The sequence below is a fragment of the Gorillibacterium sp. CAU 1737 genome, assembly GCF_039888655.1.
In the GTDB taxonomy this organism is placed as follows: domain Bacteria; phylum Bacillota; class Bacilli; order Paenibacillales; family NBRC-103111; genus Gorillibacterium.
Genome location: NZ_JBDQQO010000001.1, coordinates 238,692 through 254,295 on the forward strand (window position 1 = coordinate 238,692; position 15,604 = coordinate 254,295).

14 protein-coding genes are annotated in these 15,604 nt (G+C 55.2%); 10 read left to right on the top strand and 4 right to left on the bottom strand.

Annotated features, from left to right (window positions below; all coding sequences use genetic code 11):
• Positions 1-267: 267 nt before the first annotated feature.
• Complete coding sequence (locus AAFN83_RS01090; protein WP_347766494.1) at positions 268-1,149, bottom strand: MerR family transcriptional regulator; 882 nt, start codon at positions 1,147-1,149, stop codon at positions 268-270.
• A gap of 142 nt (positions 1,150-1,291) precedes the next feature.
• Between AAFN83_RS01090 and AAFN83_RS01095 the strand changes: the two genes are divergently transcribed.
• From AAFN83_RS01095 to AAFN83_RS01110, 4 genes are all read left to right on the top strand, one after another.
• A complete protein-coding gene (locus tag AAFN83_RS01095; RefSeq protein WP_347766495.1) occupies positions 1,292-2,233 on the top strand; it encodes a polysaccharide deacetylase family protein in 942 nt (313 codons plus the stop codon).
• A 395-nt stretch (positions 2,234-2,628) separates the two neighbouring features.
• Entirely contained in the window at positions 2,629-3,657 is a 1,029-nt protein-coding gene (locus AAFN83_RS01100; RefSeq protein WP_347766496.1) for an ABC transporter ATP-binding protein, read from the top strand.
• On the top strand, positions 3,654-4,460 hold the full coding sequence (locus AAFN83_RS01105; protein ID WP_347766498.1) for an ABC transporter permease: 807 nt from the start codon (positions 3,654-3,656) through the stop codon (positions 4,458-4,460). Before AAFN83_RS01100 ends, AAFN83_RS01105 begins: the two co-directional genes overlap by 4 nt.
• Positions 4,444-5,241 (top strand): ABC transporter permease, encoded by a 798-nt coding sequence (locus tag AAFN83_RS01110; RefSeq protein WP_347766500.1) that lies wholly within the window; start codon positions 4,444-4,446, stop codon positions 5,239-5,241. The genes AAFN83_RS01105 and AAFN83_RS01110 overlap by 17 nt, the downstream gene beginning before the upstream one ends.
• A 79-nt stretch (positions 5,242-5,320) precedes the next feature.
• Here the strand turns inward: AAFN83_RS01110 and AAFN83_RS01115 are convergent, their stop codons facing one another.
• Complete coding sequence (locus AAFN83_RS01115) at positions 5,321-6,175, bottom strand: polysaccharide deacetylase family protein (protein ID WP_347766501.1); 855 nt, start codon at positions 6,173-6,175, stop codon at positions 5,321-5,323.
• Between the two features lie 208 nt (positions 6,176-6,383).
• Here AAFN83_RS01115 and pnpS point away from each other — a divergent pair, with 208 nt between their 5' ends.
• The 3 genes from pnpS (at position 6,384) to AAFN83_RS01130 (ending at position 9,827) form a co-directional block, all read left to right on the top strand.
• The gene (gene pnpS / locus AAFN83_RS01120; RefSeq protein WP_347766502.1) at positions 6,384-8,180 is read left to right on the top strand and encodes a two-component system histidine kinase PnpS; all 1,797 of its coding nucleotides are present in this window, start codon (positions 6,384-6,386) and stop codon (positions 8,178-8,180) included.
• A gap of 70 nt (positions 8,181-8,250) precedes the next feature.
• Positions 8,251-8,961, top strand: a complete 711-nt coding sequence (locus AAFN83_RS01125; RefSeq protein ID WP_347766503.1) for a response regulator transcription factor — start codon at positions 8,251-8,253, stop codon at positions 8,959-8,961.
• A gap of 98 nt (positions 8,962-9,059) precedes the next feature.
• Positions 9,060-9,827 (top strand): class I SAM-dependent methyltransferase, encoded by a 768-nt coding sequence (locus AAFN83_RS01130; protein WP_347766504.1) that lies wholly within the window; start codon positions 9,060-9,062, stop codon positions 9,825-9,827.
• Positions 9,828-9,850: 23 nt separating this feature from the next.
• On the opposite strand, the gene AAFN83_RS01135 is transcribed toward AAFN83_RS01130, so the two are convergent.
• Positions 9,851-11,089: an MFS transporter gene (locus tag AAFN83_RS01135; RefSeq protein ID WP_347766506.1), complete on the bottom strand. Its 1,239-nt coding sequence runs from the start codon at positions 11,087-11,089 to the stop codon at positions 9,851-9,853.
• A gap of 162 nt (positions 11,090-11,251) precedes the next feature.
• Between AAFN83_RS01135 and AAFN83_RS01140 the strand changes: the two genes are divergently transcribed.
• A complete protein-coding gene (locus tag AAFN83_RS01140) occupies positions 11,252-12,145 on the top strand; it encodes a LysR family transcriptional regulator (protein WP_347766507.1) in 894 nt (297 codons plus the stop codon).
• 72 nt (positions 12,146-12,217) lie between these two features.
• Here the strand turns inward: AAFN83_RS01140 and AAFN83_RS01145 are convergent, their stop codons facing one another.
• Positions 12,218-13,084 carry a helix-turn-helix domain-containing protein gene (locus AAFN83_RS01145; RefSeq protein ID WP_347766508.1) on the bottom strand — a complete coding sequence of 289 codons (867 nt, stop codon included), beginning with the start codon at positions 13,082-13,084 and terminating at the stop codon, positions 12,218-12,220.
• A gap of 142 nt (positions 13,085-13,226) precedes the next feature.
• Between AAFN83_RS01145 and AAFN83_RS01150 the strand changes: the two genes are divergently transcribed.
• Together AAFN83_RS01150 and AAFN83_RS01155 are read left to right on the top strand one after the other, a co-directional pair.
• Positions 13,227-14,315 carry a Gfo/Idh/MocA family protein gene (locus AAFN83_RS01150; RefSeq protein ID WP_347766510.1) on the top strand — a complete coding sequence of 363 codons (1,089 nt, stop codon included), beginning with the start codon at positions 13,227-13,229 and terminating at the stop codon, positions 14,313-14,315.
• Positions 14,316-14,524: 209 nt separating this feature from the next.
• On the top strand, positions 14,525-15,595 hold the full coding sequence (locus tag AAFN83_RS01155; protein WP_347766511.1) for an undecaprenyldiphospho-muramoylpentapeptide beta-N-acetylglucosaminyltransferase: 1,071 nt from the start codon (positions 14,525-14,527) through the stop codon (positions 15,593-15,595).
• Positions 15,596-15,604: the final 9 nt, after the last annotated feature.

Sequence of the window (15,604 nt, forward strand, 5' to 3'; positions counted from 1 at the left end):
ACAGGGAAGATAAGACGGAAGGGACGCATGCCCTTGATAAGAATAGCGGTGCCGCAGCATCCGACCGGGTAAGCTGGGGGAGCGGCCCGGGTCGGCCATGCGGCTCGATCGGGAAAAGAACAAGACGCGTTCACCGCGTCTTATTCTTCATCTGGATGCAAGAGTTATTCTTATTTAATAATCAAAGTGATGAATAACGAAAGCCCTTGCCTCTCCGGAATTACGGAGAAGCGAGGGCTTTCGTTGTCTGGAACCGGTAGGGTATTCTCAAATCAGGTTCTTCGCCTCCGGGTACATCTCCAACAGCTTCTCATTGGCCGCAGCCATCTGTTCACAGAAAACCTGATAGGAGGGACTCAGTATGCACAGGTTGGCGAGGAAACGCTCTTTATAGCCGGTCGCTTGCTGGAAGGCGGTGAGCTGCTGCTGGAGGCGGTAAGCTGGACTGGATCGAAACTCCTCTGTTTGTTGATAGGCGATATAGGCGGACAAGTCTGGCCCTGTTTCCTGCAGGAAGGTATCCACATGTTCGATTTGCCGATTGCGATTCTCCATGATGGCTTTGAGGTCATCCTCCGTTAACCCCTCGAATGCAGCCTCCAGCTCACGGGCCAAGTCCTCTGGAAACCCGGCAGCTTCCACCTGATCCAGATACGAAACGATCTCGGTATAGGCTTGCTTTTGTTGGTCGGTACGGAGCGGCTCCAGCAGGAAGGAGCCGAAGTGAAAACGGAGGAGAAGGCCATAGCTTCCGGGAAAAGCAAGCGTAAGGCGCTGACCTACGCTGAGCGACTCATCCAGTGTCTCCTCGGCATAGCGGCGGGCTCTCTCGATATCATCCGGATGATCGAGCCAAAACGCAATCACCTCTTCTTGCGCTTTTCGCCGAGCGAATTCGCTGACGACCTGTTCGCGGAACCCCCGCAGCGCTTGCTCCTTGTTCTCTGCGTCGAGGATCTGCCGAATGATCGGAATGCCGGCTCCCAGCTTGCGGAGGAGGGCCACCTCTCTCAATCGTATCGCGTCCTCGGTTGTAAACCGGTAGTAGCCGCTCTCATCCTTTTCCGCGCTCAATAAGCCTTGCTCCAGGTAATAGTGAATGGCTTTCTTGGTCAGTCCGCACTCCTTGCACAGCTCGTGCATCAACATGGGATCATCACCTCTGAAGCCATTGTAGGGTGAACCCTTGGGGGCCAGTCAAGCCATTTTGTGCTAAACTGAAGAGCGGCTGGAACCGTAGTTTCAAGTATGAGCATGAGCACGGGTAACAGCTCAAGAGAGGATGATCGGCATGAAGGTAGGAGAAGCGTTGGGGTATGGACCGGAGGACCGTCTCCTCCTGGTCAATGCAGACGATTTCGGCATGTGCCGGGCCGGCAATGAAGCCATCAAGCAGCTTCTGGAGGAGAAAGCGATCTCCTCCACGACCCTCATGATGCCTTGTCCCTGGGCAAAGGAAGCGGCGCTCTGGAGCGCATCCCATCCGAATATCGACGTGGGCGTGCATCTTACGTTGACGAGTGAGTGGGCCGCCTACAAGTGGGGACCGGTCACACGGGATGCCGCAACAGATTCCCTTGTTACACAAGAAGGGTATTTTCCTGAATCTGTTCTGCCTATCGAGCAAAACGCCGAAGATGGCCAGCTTGCCCGGGAATTGCGCAATCAAATCGAGCTTGCGCTGCGGATGGGCGTTGATGTGACGCACCTGGATAATCACATGCTGAGTGTATACGGGCCGGCTACCGGCCGTCATTTCCTGCATCCGGTGCTTGATCTGTGCCGCGAATACGGGCTGCCGTTTCGGATGTCCCGCCATCCGCGTGTTTCTCCCGGTGAGCTCCCTTCGCCGGAGCTGGTGGAACGAACCCGGGAGCAGGCCGGGATGGCGGATGAGAGGGGAGTCGTAATCGTCGACTATATACGGGCTTTGCCGTTCTCAACCGAACCCGAAGAAGCATACGAGTCCTTTCGGAATCAGATGGTGGAGCTGATCCGCTCCATGCAGCCGGGGGTGAGTGAGATCATCCTTCATCCGGCAAGAGCGACGGAGGAGCTTGCCGCGATTCACGAGCATGCAGCAAGACGCGAGATGGAATTCCATGTCTTTCGCGATCCGCTGGTCCAAGCTGTCCTCCAGGAGGAGAACATCCGCTTGATCCAGTGGCGCGACCTTCGGAACCTTCAGCGCGGGAAAGGCGCTGGACGAGCAGAGGCTCACAGCGACTCATAGCGGCTTATAGCTGCAGAGTATGAGAGAGCACACGGGCTGGCTGTCCATAGGCTCAAGAAGATCAGGCTTGCGAAGATCATGCAGCGAGCGTTATCTATTGAATCTGTCTTCTCTGGAAGGACGATTGTAATACCTGACAAGACATGTAAAAAATCGTTGCTCCTCTGGAAAAAACATGATAGTATGTTGAACAATCAAAGGGGAAGGGCTTCTAGGGCCGCGCAGCTTGCTGCAGGCGGACCGAGCGAAGCCAGGCGCCGCCGCGATACGCTGGCGCTACACCGTAGGGATAAAAGACCTTCGGCAAGTTCCGCCATACCGGGCGGAACGGCCGGAGGTCTTTTTGACTTTAGTGCAAGAAAGTGGATTTGGAACCAAAATAAGGGGGGCATCACATGGCAGTCATTCAAGTGGAAGGATTAACGAAGACGTTTCGCGTCAAGGACAAGGAACCGGGTTTATCGGGCAGCGTTCGGTCGCTCTTTCATCCGCGGTTCCAGGAGAAACAGGCGGTTCATTCCATCGGCTTTGAGGTGAATCGGGGAGAGACGCTTGCCTTTCTAGGCCCGAACGGGGCTGGCAAGTCAACGACCATCAAGATGCTGTCGGGGATTCTCCACCCTTCCGCCGGTACAGCCGATGTGCTGGGGTTCTGTCCGTGGAAAGACCGAAAGCAGCTCGCCTACAAGATCGGCTGCGTCTTCGGGCAGAAGTCTCAGCTGTGGTACCACCTGCCGCCGGAGGATACGTTCGAGCTCATGGGCCGCATCTATGACCTTCCGCGGGCGGACTTCTTGGCGAGGCGCCAGCTCCTTGTCGATCGCTTTGAGCTGGGACCTTATCTGAAGACGCCGGTCCGCAAGCTTTCACTCGGCGAGCGCATGCGTTGCGAAATTGCATCCTCACTGCTTCACCGACCGGAGGTCCTGTTCCTCGACGAGCCGACGATCGGCCTCGACGTCGTAGTCAAGCAGCGCATTCGGGAACTGATCCGGGAGCTGAATCGCGAGGAGGGAACCACGGTGTTTCTAACCTCTCACGATCCGGGCGATGTGGAACAGCTGTGCAAGCGGGTCATCGTCATCAACCACGGAACGGTCATTCTGGACGATTCGGTCGGGAACATGAAGCGCGATTTTCTCGGGAAGAAGACCCTTCACCTGAAGCTGCGAGAAGAAGCACCCGATCTCCAACTGCCCGGCGTTGAGGTCGTGAAGCGCAAAGGCACGGGCATCCGGTTATCGGTTGACACCACTTTGATCTCCATGGATGAACTCCTTGGGCGAATGGTACAGGATTGGCGCATTGTCGACATCACCATCGAAGACCCGGCGATGGAGGAGATCATCACCTTCATCTATTCGCGGGATTCGCAGAACGATGAGCTAAAAGAACGATGTAGGAGAGAGGGGGAGCTGGCATGAGAGCCGCCGTCCAATCGGCTTTTGGCAAATACACCGCCATCGGCAAAGTAACCATCAAGAATCAGGTCGCGTATATCATGGACTTCCTCATGCGGACCTCCTTTCTGGTCATCATCATCTACGTCTTCATGCAGCTCTGGGGAGCCACCTACAGCGGGGAAGGACGAACGATCGCCGGATACACCTTCACTCAAATGATCTGGTATCTGATCATCTCCGAGTCGATCACCTTGGCGACACCGAGCCTGTCTGGCCGTATCGAGGAGGAGGTCAAATCCGGCGATGTAGGGTACCGGTTAATCCGGCCCGTTCATTACATCGGCTATCATTACTCGGCTTATTTGGGCGAAGTGTACTTCCGCCTTGGAGTAAACCTGCTTGTCGGGTTTGTGCTCGGGCTTGTCGTACTCGGGTTTCCCTCCTTCGGCATGGGCTGGCTCGGTCTACTGGCGGTTTCCCTCGGCTCCTTCACCGTCAATTTCCTGCTGAACCTGATGATTGCCTTGTGCGCCTTCTGGATCGAGGAGACGAGAGGCCTGGAGTTCGTTTACCGGAAGCTGCTGTTCACCATCGGGGGAATGATGATGCCGCTCGACATCTTCCCGCCGCTGCTTCGCCGGGTGAGCGAATGGCTTCCTTTTCAGACAGTCTTGTACTATCCGGCGAAGATGGCCGTGGCGTTGGATGCTTCCGAGCTGCCGCGTATGCTCGCCACTCAGCTCGGGTGGATCCTCCTGCTGGGCGCTCTGGCACTGCTTCTGTATGGGAAAGGAGTGAAAAAGCTTCATGTCAACGGCGGCTAAAACCCTCTCCTTCATCAAGCTCTGCTGGAAGCTCAATCTGGCGGGTGCCATGGAGTTTCGCTTCAGCTTCCTGATCACGGTGGGCACGATGATGATCAACAACGCGGTCTGGCTGTTCTTCTGGTGGGTTTATTTCGACCGGTTTCAGCTCGTGAATGGCTGGGGCCTGAACGATGTCATGCTCATGTGGGCGATCAGCGCCGGCGGCTTCGGCCTTCTGGCAACCTTCTTCGGCAACGTGCTTCGGCTCCCTAACCTGATTGCAACTGGGCAAGTGGATGCCTATCTCACGCAGCCCAAGCCGGTTCTGCTGAACGTGTTGGCCTCCCGTATGCACGTGAGTGCGGTAGGCGACCTGCTTTTCTCTTTCCTGGTCTATTTCTGGGCGGGAGATGTGAGCTTGCTGGGCTTCGCGAAATTCATGCTTGCTCTGCTCATCTCCTTCCTGATCTTCTTCGGGGTGATGCTTCTTCTCGGGTCGCTTGCGTTCTATCTGGGGAATACGGAAGGGCTTTCCGGCATGCTCTTTGACTCGCTGGTTACGTTCACGGTTTACCCGACCGATATCTTCAAGGGGTTGGGCAAAGCGCTTCTCTTCACGCTTATTCCTGCGGGCTTCGTAAGCTTTTTGCCGTTGAAGCTGCTTAAGGCTTCTGTGGATGTTCCGTTCCTGCTGGGAGCACTCGGCTTCGCAATAGGCATTTCCGGGTTTGCGGTTTGGTTCTTCTACCGGGGACTTGGGAAGTACACATCGGGAAATATGACAGGGATGAGAATGTAGTTGTTGCTCTCGTGTAAGTTGTAAAAAAAGCTGACGATCCAAGGGTCCATCCGAGTGGCTCCTGGTTCGTCAGCTTTTTTCATTTGTTGAGAGGAAGCACGATGCGGTTCTGAATGAGCTTGTCCAGCTTCTCCGGGGTGATATCGGGACTCCCTGCGTTGATGCGGGGAAGCTGATAGGGCTTGCTCGATTGGGTTACCATGCCGGGTGCTATGGTAAAGCCATACTCAATCCCGCTTTCTTGTATGAGGCGAAGGGAGTTCTGATCAAAGACGCCGTACGGATAAGCCATGACATTCTGGGTTCTTGAATTGACCTGCTGCAGCGCTTCGTGCGAAGCCTTGAGATCGGAGCGGATGCGCTCCTCGTACTTCGCTTCCGTCTCCTTCGTTCCGTCCTCTTGCTTGAGGCGTGCGATCAAGAGCGGCTTGCCATCCGCCTGCTTGTGCAGGTTGTCCGTATGAGACCCGACCTCGGCCAGCTCGGTTTCAGCGAGCATCGTGCGGATGGTCTCCGCACGGAGGGCGGGAATGCCGGAGGTTTGCTTTTGCCGGAGATGCGAAGTGATGATAAAGTTAATGGAGGGAATGTTCATTTCCTTCATGATGGGCAGCCCGAGCCGGTAGTAGCTGTCATAGCCGTCGTCGAACGTGACGAGCACCGCTTTGTCCGGAAGGGAAGCACCGTTCAGGAAATCCTCCACCTGCTGCATGGAGACGAATTGATAGCCCTCTTGCTTCAGGTAAGCAAGCTGCTCGCGGAACAGCTGAGTGGTGATGGTGGAGGAGCTCGTATTGTCATCCGCGATATGATGGTACATCAGGACAGCCACTTGATTGCGATAGGTGGATTTGGCACCCAGTAGCTTGGGGTGGGCCAGCAGCAGGCTTGTGAGCACAAGACCCGCCAAAATACCGAGAGCGACGCGCTTCATGGGAGAACTCCCTTCTCGATGGAAATTCCAAATGCTTATTCATTATAAAAGACGGGCCTTCCTTTGACAAACGAGGGGGCTCCAGTTTTTACGCACCGTTTACAATCACTTAACAATGACGGAATGAGTATCCGTTATACTGGTGCAGACGGCCTGCGGCAAAAGCCGCTACAGGCTTCCAGATGAATGATAAAAGGGGGGCCGCCTCATGCGGTACCGGACGAGGTTGACTCTCGTATTCCTGCTCCTCATCGGAGTATCCGTGCTTACAGCCGGCTTGTTCTCCGCCCAGCTCTTGCGCAACAGCTACATGGCTTCCCTCGAAACCAACATGGACCGGGAAATTCGCGTTCTCCTGGCTACCTCTGACTGGGCGCGGACCGGTACCGAAGCGGAGACGGAGGCGTATTACACGTCGAAGATCCAGGAGCTTCGAGAGTCTGCCGGCTCACGGGTCACGTATATTCGAGCGGACGGCAAGGTGCTCGGCGACTCGGACCACAACGTCCATGATATGGGCAATCACCTGGATCGCGAGGAAATTCGCGAGGCTGGCATCGGTAAGACCGGCTACGCGGTCCGCCACAGCGCCACCTTGAAGCAGAACATGATGTACGCCTCCGAAGCGGTGGCCGATCCATCCGGGAAGGTGGTCGGCTATATCCGGCTGGCCATGAGCTTGAAGGACGTCGAAGAGTCTCTTCGCCGATTCTGGCTCTTCCTGCTGGCTGGGCTTGCGGCCCTCGTCTTGATCGCCGGGATCATCAGCTACCGCATTGCGCGGAGCTTGACCCGGCCGCTTGAGAAGATCACCCGTGTGGCGCAGCAGATCACCAACCTCGATTACCGCTCGCGGGTGGAGATCCGTGGACGCGACGAGGTGGGCCAGCTCGGCCACGCCATCAATACGATGGCGGAGAGCCTGCAGACGCAGCTCGGCCGAATCGTGGAGAACGAGAGCCGTCTGCAGAGCGTCATGGACAGCATGCAGAGCGGCATCATCATGATTGACCGCGAGGAGCGGATCATGCTGTTGAACCGGAAGGCGGAGGAATTCCTCGGCTTCACGGCCGAGGAGTTGTTGAATCATGCCTATACGGCCGCGAACCAGCAGTATGAGTTCTCTCGCCTCATCCAGACCTGCCTGTCCACGGGAGAGACGCTTCGGGATGAGATGGTGTTCTACTTCCCGGAGGAGCGAATCATGGAGGTCAACATGACGCCGGTGTTGGACGGAGAGGGCGGGATGGCCGCGGCGCTTGTTGTCTTGCACGACATTACCGCTTTCCGCCGCTTGGAGAAGATGAGAAGCGAATTTGTGGCGAATGTTTCCCACGAATTGAAGACGCCTATCGCTGCCGTCAAGGGCTTTGCAGAGACGCTGCTGAATGGAGCGCTTGACGACGAAGAGACCGCTCATGCCTTTGTGAAGATCATCTATGACGAGAGTGAACGGCTCAATCGGCTGATCGGGGATATTCTGGAGCTGTCCAAGATCGAGTCCCGTCGCGTTCCGCTTGCCTTCTCGCCGATCGATCTGAACGACTTCCTGCATTCCTCGTTGAGAATGGTGCAGAAGGAGGCGGACAAGAAGCGGATTCATCTGGATCTCCGATTGAATGAGCCGCTCTACCTGGAGGCAGATGAGGATCGCCTCCGTCAAATTCTGCTCAACCTGTTCTCCAACGGGATCAGCTACACACCGGAGGGCGGCGAGCTTCACGTACGTGCGGAGCATTTGCCGGGTGCAATCGACGAGCAGGATGACCGTGTGCGGATTACGGTATCCGATACCGGAATCGGCATCCCGAAGAAGGACCTGCCGCGCATCTTCGAGCGCTTTTACCGGGTGGACAAAGCACGCTCCCGCAGCTCAGGCGGGACCGGCCTCGGTCTCTCCATCGTCAAGCATCTGGTGGAGCTGCACCGGGGAACCATTCGCGTGGAAAGCACGGTCGGCGTGGGCTCGTCCTTCATCATCGAGCTGCCTGTTATCCATCAATAATCATGCACCCTGTTGTATGGTACAATAAGGGGATGAATCCCGAAGAATGCCAGTGATCGGAGGATCGGTCATGTCTCATGAAATTTTGGTTGTGGAGGACGAGCCCACGCTGTCTCGCCTCCTCACGTACAATCTCAAGCAGGAAGGCTACCAGGTGCAAGCGGTGGATCACGGCGGAGAGGGGCTTCAGCTCGCCCTTCGCCATTCCTTTGACCTCATCATCCTTGATATCATGCTGCCCGGAATGAACGGCTTTGAGGTGCTGAGCCAGCTTCGTCGGCAGAGCTGCACGACGCCGGTCATCATCCTGACCGCCCGCAATGCCGAAGAGGAAGTGGTGCAGGGATTGCGCCATGGCGCAGACGATTACATCACAAAGCCGTTTGGTGTCGCCGAGCTTCTGGCTCGCGTTGCAGCCGTACTTCGGCGCGTCCATCCCGATGATGGATTGAATGCGGAGGAGAACGACGAGAAGGTAATCCAGGTCGGAGACCTGCAGATCTACCCCGAGAAATACGAGGTTCACCTTCATGGGGAAGCCATTCCGCTTCGGCCGAAGGAATTCGAGGTTCTGCTCTACCTCGTGCAAAGGCCGGGGGTCGTGATCACGAGAGACGACTTGATGAACGTGGTGTGGGGCTTCGATTATATCGGGGGTCAGCGAACGGTCGATGTTCACGTAAGCTCTCTTCGCAAGAAGCTGGAGATGAATCAGGAGTCGGTGCAGATCGACTCGATCCGCGGGGTCGGCTACAAGCTAATCGGCACGGTGAAGAAATAAGAGAAAGCCGGGCGAAATCCGCCCGGTTTTTTTCAGTTCCTGTTCCTATGCGAAAGGCGTGTACCGTATCCAAAACTAATTTTTGAGGGGTGTATGGAATGGATCTGCGATTAACATTTAATGAGGATGTGAAGAATTACGACAGATGGAGACCGACATATTGTGATGAATTATTCATAGATATTATGGAGTATTCTCAAATGGAGCAAGACAAAAAAGCAATTGAAATTGGTGTTGGAACAGGTCAAGCTACAAGACCTTTTTTGGAAACAGGCTGTCAGTTAACAGCAATTGAATTAGGAAAAAACCTTGCAGAATATTCAAAAGTAAAGTTTCAAGAGTATGAAAATTTTGCGGTGTGCAATACTCCATTTGAAGAATTTGAATGTCCAGATGAAAGTATCGATATCATTTATTCAGCTACTGCATTTCATTGGATTTCAGATGAAATAGGTTATCCTAAAGTCTATCGATTACTAAAAACCGATGGAACACTAGCATTATTTTGGAACAAACCATTTGTAGCACGAGAAAATGACGAGTTACATCAGAAGATTCAAGGCATTTATCAAAAATATAGACCTTCAACTACCAAAATGATAGAAGCTGACACTGAAAGATATACCACTATTTCCAAGACTATTCAAACTTATGGATTTCGAGATGTCGTGGTCAAGTTTTATCATTTGACTAGAACATTTTCTTCGAATGACTATATTGCATTACTAAATACATATTCAGACCATAGAAGCATGCCCTCGACCCTAAAAGAATCGGTTGAAAATGAAATTAAAGAAGCCATTATACAATTTGGTGATGTACTATTTGTTTATGATACGATTGATTTGTACTTAGCAAGAAAATAATTTGCTCTCGTTACGCTAACGGGTTATGCATGTCCGATCTTGCGCGGGAGCGGTTTGCGCGAAAGCGGCTTTGCGGCGGACGGTCTCGCGGTGCCGGAACGGTAGGCCAGCAGGAAGATGAGCGCAATCAGCCCGCACAGATAATAGACGAGCCCGCTCCAATGGTACTCGCTCAGGAAGGAGCCGCTCGACCAGCCGATAAGGCTGGAGCCGCCGTAATAGAACAACAGGTACCAGGAGGAGGCATGCGCCTTGCAGCCCTGGTCGGAGAGGAGACCGACCCAGCCGCTCGTCACAGAGTGGGCAGCGAAGAAGCCGAAGGCAACGAGCGCCACGCCGACGATCTTGAGGGCGAGCAGCGGGTGAAGGGTCAACAGCACGCCGGTGGTCAGAATCGCGAGGGCGATGCTGATCACGTGTGCCCGCGGAAGGCGATCCGCGAGCCGTCCGAACAGGAGCGAGCTGTACGTTCCGCCCAGGTTCACGACGAACAGGAAGCCGAACACCGTCTGACTCAGGTTGTAGGGAGCATGCATGAGCGGGTAACCGATGTAGTTCAATACGGAGATATAAGCACCCATCAGGAGAAATCCGATTCCGAACAGGCGAAGCAGCCTGCGGTTGGTCAGCGTGGTGAGCATTTCCTTCCACCATGAAGAGAATGAAATTTCCTTGGGCACGAAGTTGCGCGAAGCCGGAAGGTACAGCCAGAACCATAGGCTGCACAAGAGGCTGATAAGCCCGAGTATGATGAGGGCGATCTGCCAGGAGAAGAGGTCAGTCAGCGCGCCGATGACGATCCGGCCGACGAAGCCGCCGATCGAGGTTCCGGCTACGTAGATGCCCATCACCTTGCCGATGGCTTTGGGGGAAAACTCCTCATTCAAATACGCCATGGCGACAGCAGGGAAGCCGGCCACGCTGACCCCCTGAAGGAAGCGCAGCACGAGGAACAGATGGAAGTCATGCACGAACGCGGAGGCGATGGCCAGAATGGAAGTGGACAGAAGCGATACGCTCATGATCGTCTTGCGACCCCAACGTCCCGATAGAATGGAGACGAACAGCAGGCTGACCGCCAGCGCCATCGTCGTAACGGAGACCGAGAGGCCTGCCGTTCCCGGTGAGATGCCGTACTCCTTTGAGAAGAGACTGATCAGAGGCTGAGGGCTGTACATGATCGCAAAGCTGACGATGCTGCCGAGCAGCATACCGGTTGCGGCTCGCCGGTGAGTCCGGCTGCCTAGTTCCACATAATCCATCTGGATGATCTCCTTTGGTCCGACACAGAGCAGGTAGGTGCTGGGATTGGATTTGATTGGATATCGATTGACAATGCTCAGTATAGTGCCGCTATAATGGAAGCGTCCAATGCATGTTTTACATGAAAATGATAGCGTTCAGGTTATGAATGGAGGCGCCCCATGGAGTGGCAGCAGCTTGAATATTTCGAGACCGTCGCCCGTTTGCAGCACATGACGATGGCGGCGGAGGCGTTGTCCATCTCACAGCCTGCGTTGAGCCGTTCTATTGCACGATTGGAGCATGAGCTCGGCGTTCCGCTCTTTGAACGCAGCGGCCGTTCCATTCAGCTGAACCGGTACGGCAAGCTGTTCCTGGATCGGGTGCACCGCATCATGCGGGAGTATCAGGAGGGAGTGAAGGAGCTGGAGGGGCTTGTGCATCCCGATCACGGCGAGGTCTCGCTCGGGTTCCTGCATACGCTTGGCTATGAGCATATTCCTTGGCTGATTGCCGAGTTTCAACGGGAAAACCCGTATATTCAATTCCAACTGCACGAGCACAGCACCCCGCGGCTTTTGCAGCAGCTGGAGGACGGGATCATTGACCTGTGCATGGCTTCTCCGCGAGATAATGCCGCGCATGTTCGTTGGGAGGAGCTGTGGCAGGACGAGCTCTGCGTCATCGTGCCGAAGGGTCATCCACTGGCCCGTAAAGAGAATATCCTGCTGAGCGACATCAAGAACGAACCGTTCATTCCGTTTAAGAAAGGCTTCGGGATGCGCCACATCACCGATGAATTGTGCCGGCAGGCGGGCTTCGAGCCAACGATCGCCTTTCAGGGTGACGAGGTGACGACCATTGAAGGGTTTGTAGCTGCCGGCCTCGGTGTGGCAATTGTCCCCAATCAGAAGAGCTTGAACCGGGAAGCGGTGGCGGTTCTCCCGGTAAAACATCCCGTCTGCCGCCGTCGGATCGGAATCGCTTGGGTGGAGGGCCGGTACTTGCCCCCTGCGGCGGAGAAGTTCCTTCGCTTTGTGATCCACCGCTCCCGAAATGCCTCGTCTCCTTCTTAACAGCACGTCAAAAAAGGCTGCCTCCGAATCCCGCATGAGCGGGTACCCGAGAGCAGCCTCTTCTTCTTGCAATTACTTGGACCATTCCAGCATCTTCTTACGGTATTCATTGGGAGAGCAGCCGTTGTACTTTCGGAACAGCTTGTAGAAGTGAGCCATGTTGGGCATGCCGACGGTCTCCCCGACCTCTGCAATGCTGATGTCCTCGGTGAGCAGGTAGCGTTCCGCTCGTTTGATCTTTTTCATGTTCACGTATTCGAGGAACGACATGCCGAGCACCTTCTTGAAATACTTCACGAAGTAATAATAGCTGATGTTGGCGATCTGACTTGCTTCCTTCACCTGAATCTTGTCCTCGATATGCTCCTCAATGTAATCGAGCACTGGCTTCAGCCGCATCAGTTCGGCACTCTCCGGGTGGCTGAGCAGCTTCTGCGAATCATTGCGCAGCAAGGCGAGAAGAATTTTTTTGATGAGCAGGCTTACGGCGATTTCATACCCGGCTTCCTTACGGCGAGCCTCCCGATAGATCTCCTGAACACAAGCTTGCACGATCTCCCGCGCTTCCGGGCTCTCCTGAAAAATATAGTTCAGACGGCTGAACGGGAACTGCTGCTCCAGGAACAACCGATGGTAAGGCAGAATACTCGGATCCATGTAATAGGAAAGGTCGAATTGGAAAACATAATAGCGGGCATTTTCCGCCAAAATTCGATCGCGGTGGAGCTGATAAGCGCCGATGATCAGGACGTCCCCGTCCGTCAGGCGCGTGTAGCCGTCCTCGGTGTGAATCTCGAATTCGCCCGTGAGGACGACGAGGATCTCCATCTCCTTGTGATAATGCCAGTTCCCCAGCGTGCTGACTCCACGGTCGGCCTCGAAGATTTTCATGCAGAGAAACGGGTTCTCGTATTCGATATTTTCCTTGGTGATCTCCATAACCCCACCCCCGCATGCCAAAAATACATACAAGATCGACCAGATCAAGCATTTTCGCTTGTGTGAGCGCTTGCTATACTTGATTGTAGTATGAACTGTACTTGAAATAAAGCCGTTTTACTCAAAAGGAGGACTCAAGTCCATGTCGAAAAAGCTAAAAATCGCCATTATCGGTTGCGGTGGAATTGCAAACGGCAAACATCTGCCCAGCCTGACGAAACTGAATGAGAAAATTGAACTGGTTGCCTTTTGCGATATTATCATCGAGCGTGCCGAGAAGGCCAAGGAGCAGTACGGAACGCCGGAATCCAAAGTATACACCGATTATAAAGAGCTGCTGAAGGACGCCAGCATCGATGTCGTTCACGTCTGCACCCCGAATGATTCCCATGCGCCGATCACGATCGCCTCGCTTGAAGCAGACAAGCACGTCATGTGTGAAAAGCCGATGGCCAAGACAGCGGCAGACGCTCGTCTCATGCTGGAAGCGGCGAAGCGTACCGGCAAGAAGCTGACGGTTGGCTACAACAACCGCTTCCGTCCCGACAGCCTGCACCTGAAAAGAACGTCGGAATCCGGCAAGCTGGGCGAGGTGTACTTCGCCAAAGCACACGCCGTTCGCCGTCGTGCCGTGCCGACCTGGGGCGTTTTCCTCGACGGGGAAAAGCAAGGCGGAGGACCGCTTATCGATATCGGAACGCATGCGCTTGATCTCACGCTGTGGACGATGAACAACTACAAGCCTGTAGCCGTGCTGGGCTCGGTCTACCACAAGCTGTCCGGCCGCGAGAACGCAGCCAATGCTTTCGGTCCTTGGGACCCGGCCCAGTTCACCGTTGAAGACTCGGCCTTCGGCATGATCACGTTCGAGAACGGAGCCAGCGTCATGCTGGAAGCCTCGTGGGCTCTGAATACCCTCGACGTGAAGGAAGCGCGCGTGACCCTCTGCGGCACAGAAGGCGGAGCGGACATGGAAGACGGGCTGCGCCTGAACGGTGAAGAATTCGGCCGCCTGTGGGAGACGAAGGTCGATACCCAGGCTGGAGGCGTTGCCTTCTTCTCGGGTACGACGGAATCCGATGCCGATCTGGAAGCCCGCCTGTGGATTGAAGCCATTCAGGAGGGCAAGGATCCGATCGTTCTGCCGGAGCAAGCGCTCGTCGTATCCGAAATCCTGGAAGCCATCTACGAATCGGCCAACACCGGCAAGACGGTTTACTTGAATCGCTAAATTCCATATAAAGGCCGTACAGGGCTTAGAATGATGAACTGCCGCTTCCCGACCCTGGGAAGCGGCGGCTTTTTTGCATTCAGTTGCGAGGGAAGCCTGGAAACAGGTCCGCAAACGGGAGGAATTGTGATAAAATCACGAAAGTGGCGATCCCTCTCGTGATGAGATGGATCGACAACTTTGTTGACCAGCATGAGGGAGTCCAGATCATGAAGCCTCTTATCGTTTTTACCGGCGGCGGTTCGGCCGGTCACGTATCCGTTAATCTCGCGCTCATCCCCTGCTTTCTGCGAGAGGGCTGGGATGTTCATTACATTGGCTCCGCAAGCGGCATCGAGAGGGAGCTTATCGCCCGCCTGCCGGAGGTGAGCTACAATCCGATCTCTACCGGCAAGCTGCGCCGGTACCGCTCCTGGGAGAACCTGAAGGACCCGTTCCGCACCCTCAAAGGGATCGGACAAGCTTTCTCCCTGCTGAGAAAGCTCAAGCCCAAGGTCATCTTCTCCAAGGGCGGCTTTGTGTCCGTTCCGGTCGTGCTCGCCGCCAGGCTCTGCGGCATTCCCGTCATCATCCACGAATCGGATTTGACACCGGGGCTCGCCAATCGGATCTCGATTCCATTTGCCGCAAAGGTGTGTACGACGTTCCCTGAAACCCTGCGGCATCTTCCAGAGAACAAGAGCCTCTGCGTGGGTGCTATTGTCCGACCCGAGCTGTTTCAAGGAAAGGCGGAGCGCGGATTCGCTTTGTCCGGCCTGGCCCCCCAGCTTCCCGTGATGCTGGTCATGGGCGGCAGCCTGGGCTCCAAGGCGATCAATCAAGCGGTTCGGGACGCGCTGCCTGATCTGCTGGAGCGGTTCCAAGTGATTCATTTGACGGGCAAGGGCCAGGTGGACCCGTCCCTTCATCAACAGGGCTATGTCCAGTTCGAGTTCATCAACGAAGAGCTTCCCGATGTGCTCGCGATGGCCGATCTCATCGTGTCCCGCTCGGGCTCGAATTCGATCTTCGAGTTTCTTGCGCTTCGCAAGCCCATGCTCCTCATCCCGCTTCCGAAGGGAGCGAGCCGCGGGGACCAGCTGCTGAACGCAGAGTCATTCCGGACGGCGGGCTATGCAGCCGTTCTTCCCGAGGATGAGCTGTCCCGCGAGACGCTCATGGGCGAGCTGGAGGCGCTCTGGTCCAGCCGCGGCGTCTATCGCGATCGGATGGAAGCCTATAACGCCGTATCCGCTCTTGAGACGGTAGAGAACCTGCTCAAGCAAGCAGCCAAACCGTAGAGAGAAATG

Excerpts from the sequence above, each read along its gene's own strand:
- AAFN83_RS01090 (WP_347766494.1), bottom strand. The coding sequence starts at position 1,149 with ATGTTGATGCACGAGCTGTGCAAGGAGTGCGGACTGACCAAGAAAGCC.
- AAFN83_RS01095 (WP_347766495.1), top strand. The coding sequence starts at position 1,292 with ATGAAGGTAGGAGAAGCGTTGGGGTATGGACCGGAGGACCGTCTCCTC.
- AAFN83_RS01100 (WP_347766496.1), top strand. The coding sequence starts at position 2,629 with ATGGCAGTCATTCAAGTGGAAGGATTAACGAAGACGTTTCGCGTCAAG.
- AAFN83_RS01105 (WP_347766498.1), top strand. The coding sequence starts at position 3,654 with ATGAGAGCCGCCGTCCAATCGGCTTTTGGCAAATACACCGCCATCGGC.
- AAFN83_RS01110 (WP_347766500.1), top strand. The coding sequence starts at position 4,444 with ATGTCAACGGCGGCTAAAACCCTCTCCTTCATCAAGCTCTGCTGGAAG.
- AAFN83_RS01115 (WP_347766501.1), bottom strand. The coding sequence starts at position 6,175 with ATGAAGCGCGTCGCTCTCGGTATTTTGGCGGGTCTTGTGCTCACAAGC.
- pnpS (WP_347766502.1), top strand. The coding sequence starts at position 6,384 with ATGCGGTACCGGACGAGGTTGACTCTCGTATTCCTGCTCCTCATCGGA.
- AAFN83_RS01125 (WP_347766503.1), top strand. The coding sequence starts at position 8,251 with ATGTCTCATGAAATTTTGGTTGTGGAGGACGAGCCCACGCTGTCTCGC.
- AAFN83_RS01130 (WP_347766504.1), top strand. The coding sequence starts at position 9,060 with ATGGATCTGCGATTAACATTTAATGAGGATGTGAAGAATTACGACAGA.
- AAFN83_RS01135 (WP_347766506.1), bottom strand. The coding sequence starts at position 11,089 with ATGGATTATGTGGAACTAGGCAGCCGGACTCACCGGCGAGCCGCAACC.
- AAFN83_RS01140 (WP_347766507.1), top strand. The coding sequence starts at position 11,252 with ATGGAGTGGCAGCAGCTTGAATATTTCGAGACCGTCGCCCGTTTGCAG.
- AAFN83_RS01145 (WP_347766508.1), bottom strand. The coding sequence starts at position 13,084 with ATGGAGATCACCAAGGAAAATATCGAATACGAGAACCCGTTTCTCTGC.
- AAFN83_RS01150 (WP_347766510.1), top strand. The coding sequence starts at position 13,227 with ATGTCGAAAAAGCTAAAAATCGCCATTATCGGTTGCGGTGGAATTGCA.
- AAFN83_RS01155 (WP_347766511.1), top strand. The coding sequence starts at position 14,525 with ATGAAGCCTCTTATCGTTTTTACCGGCGGCGGTTCGGCCGGTCACGTA.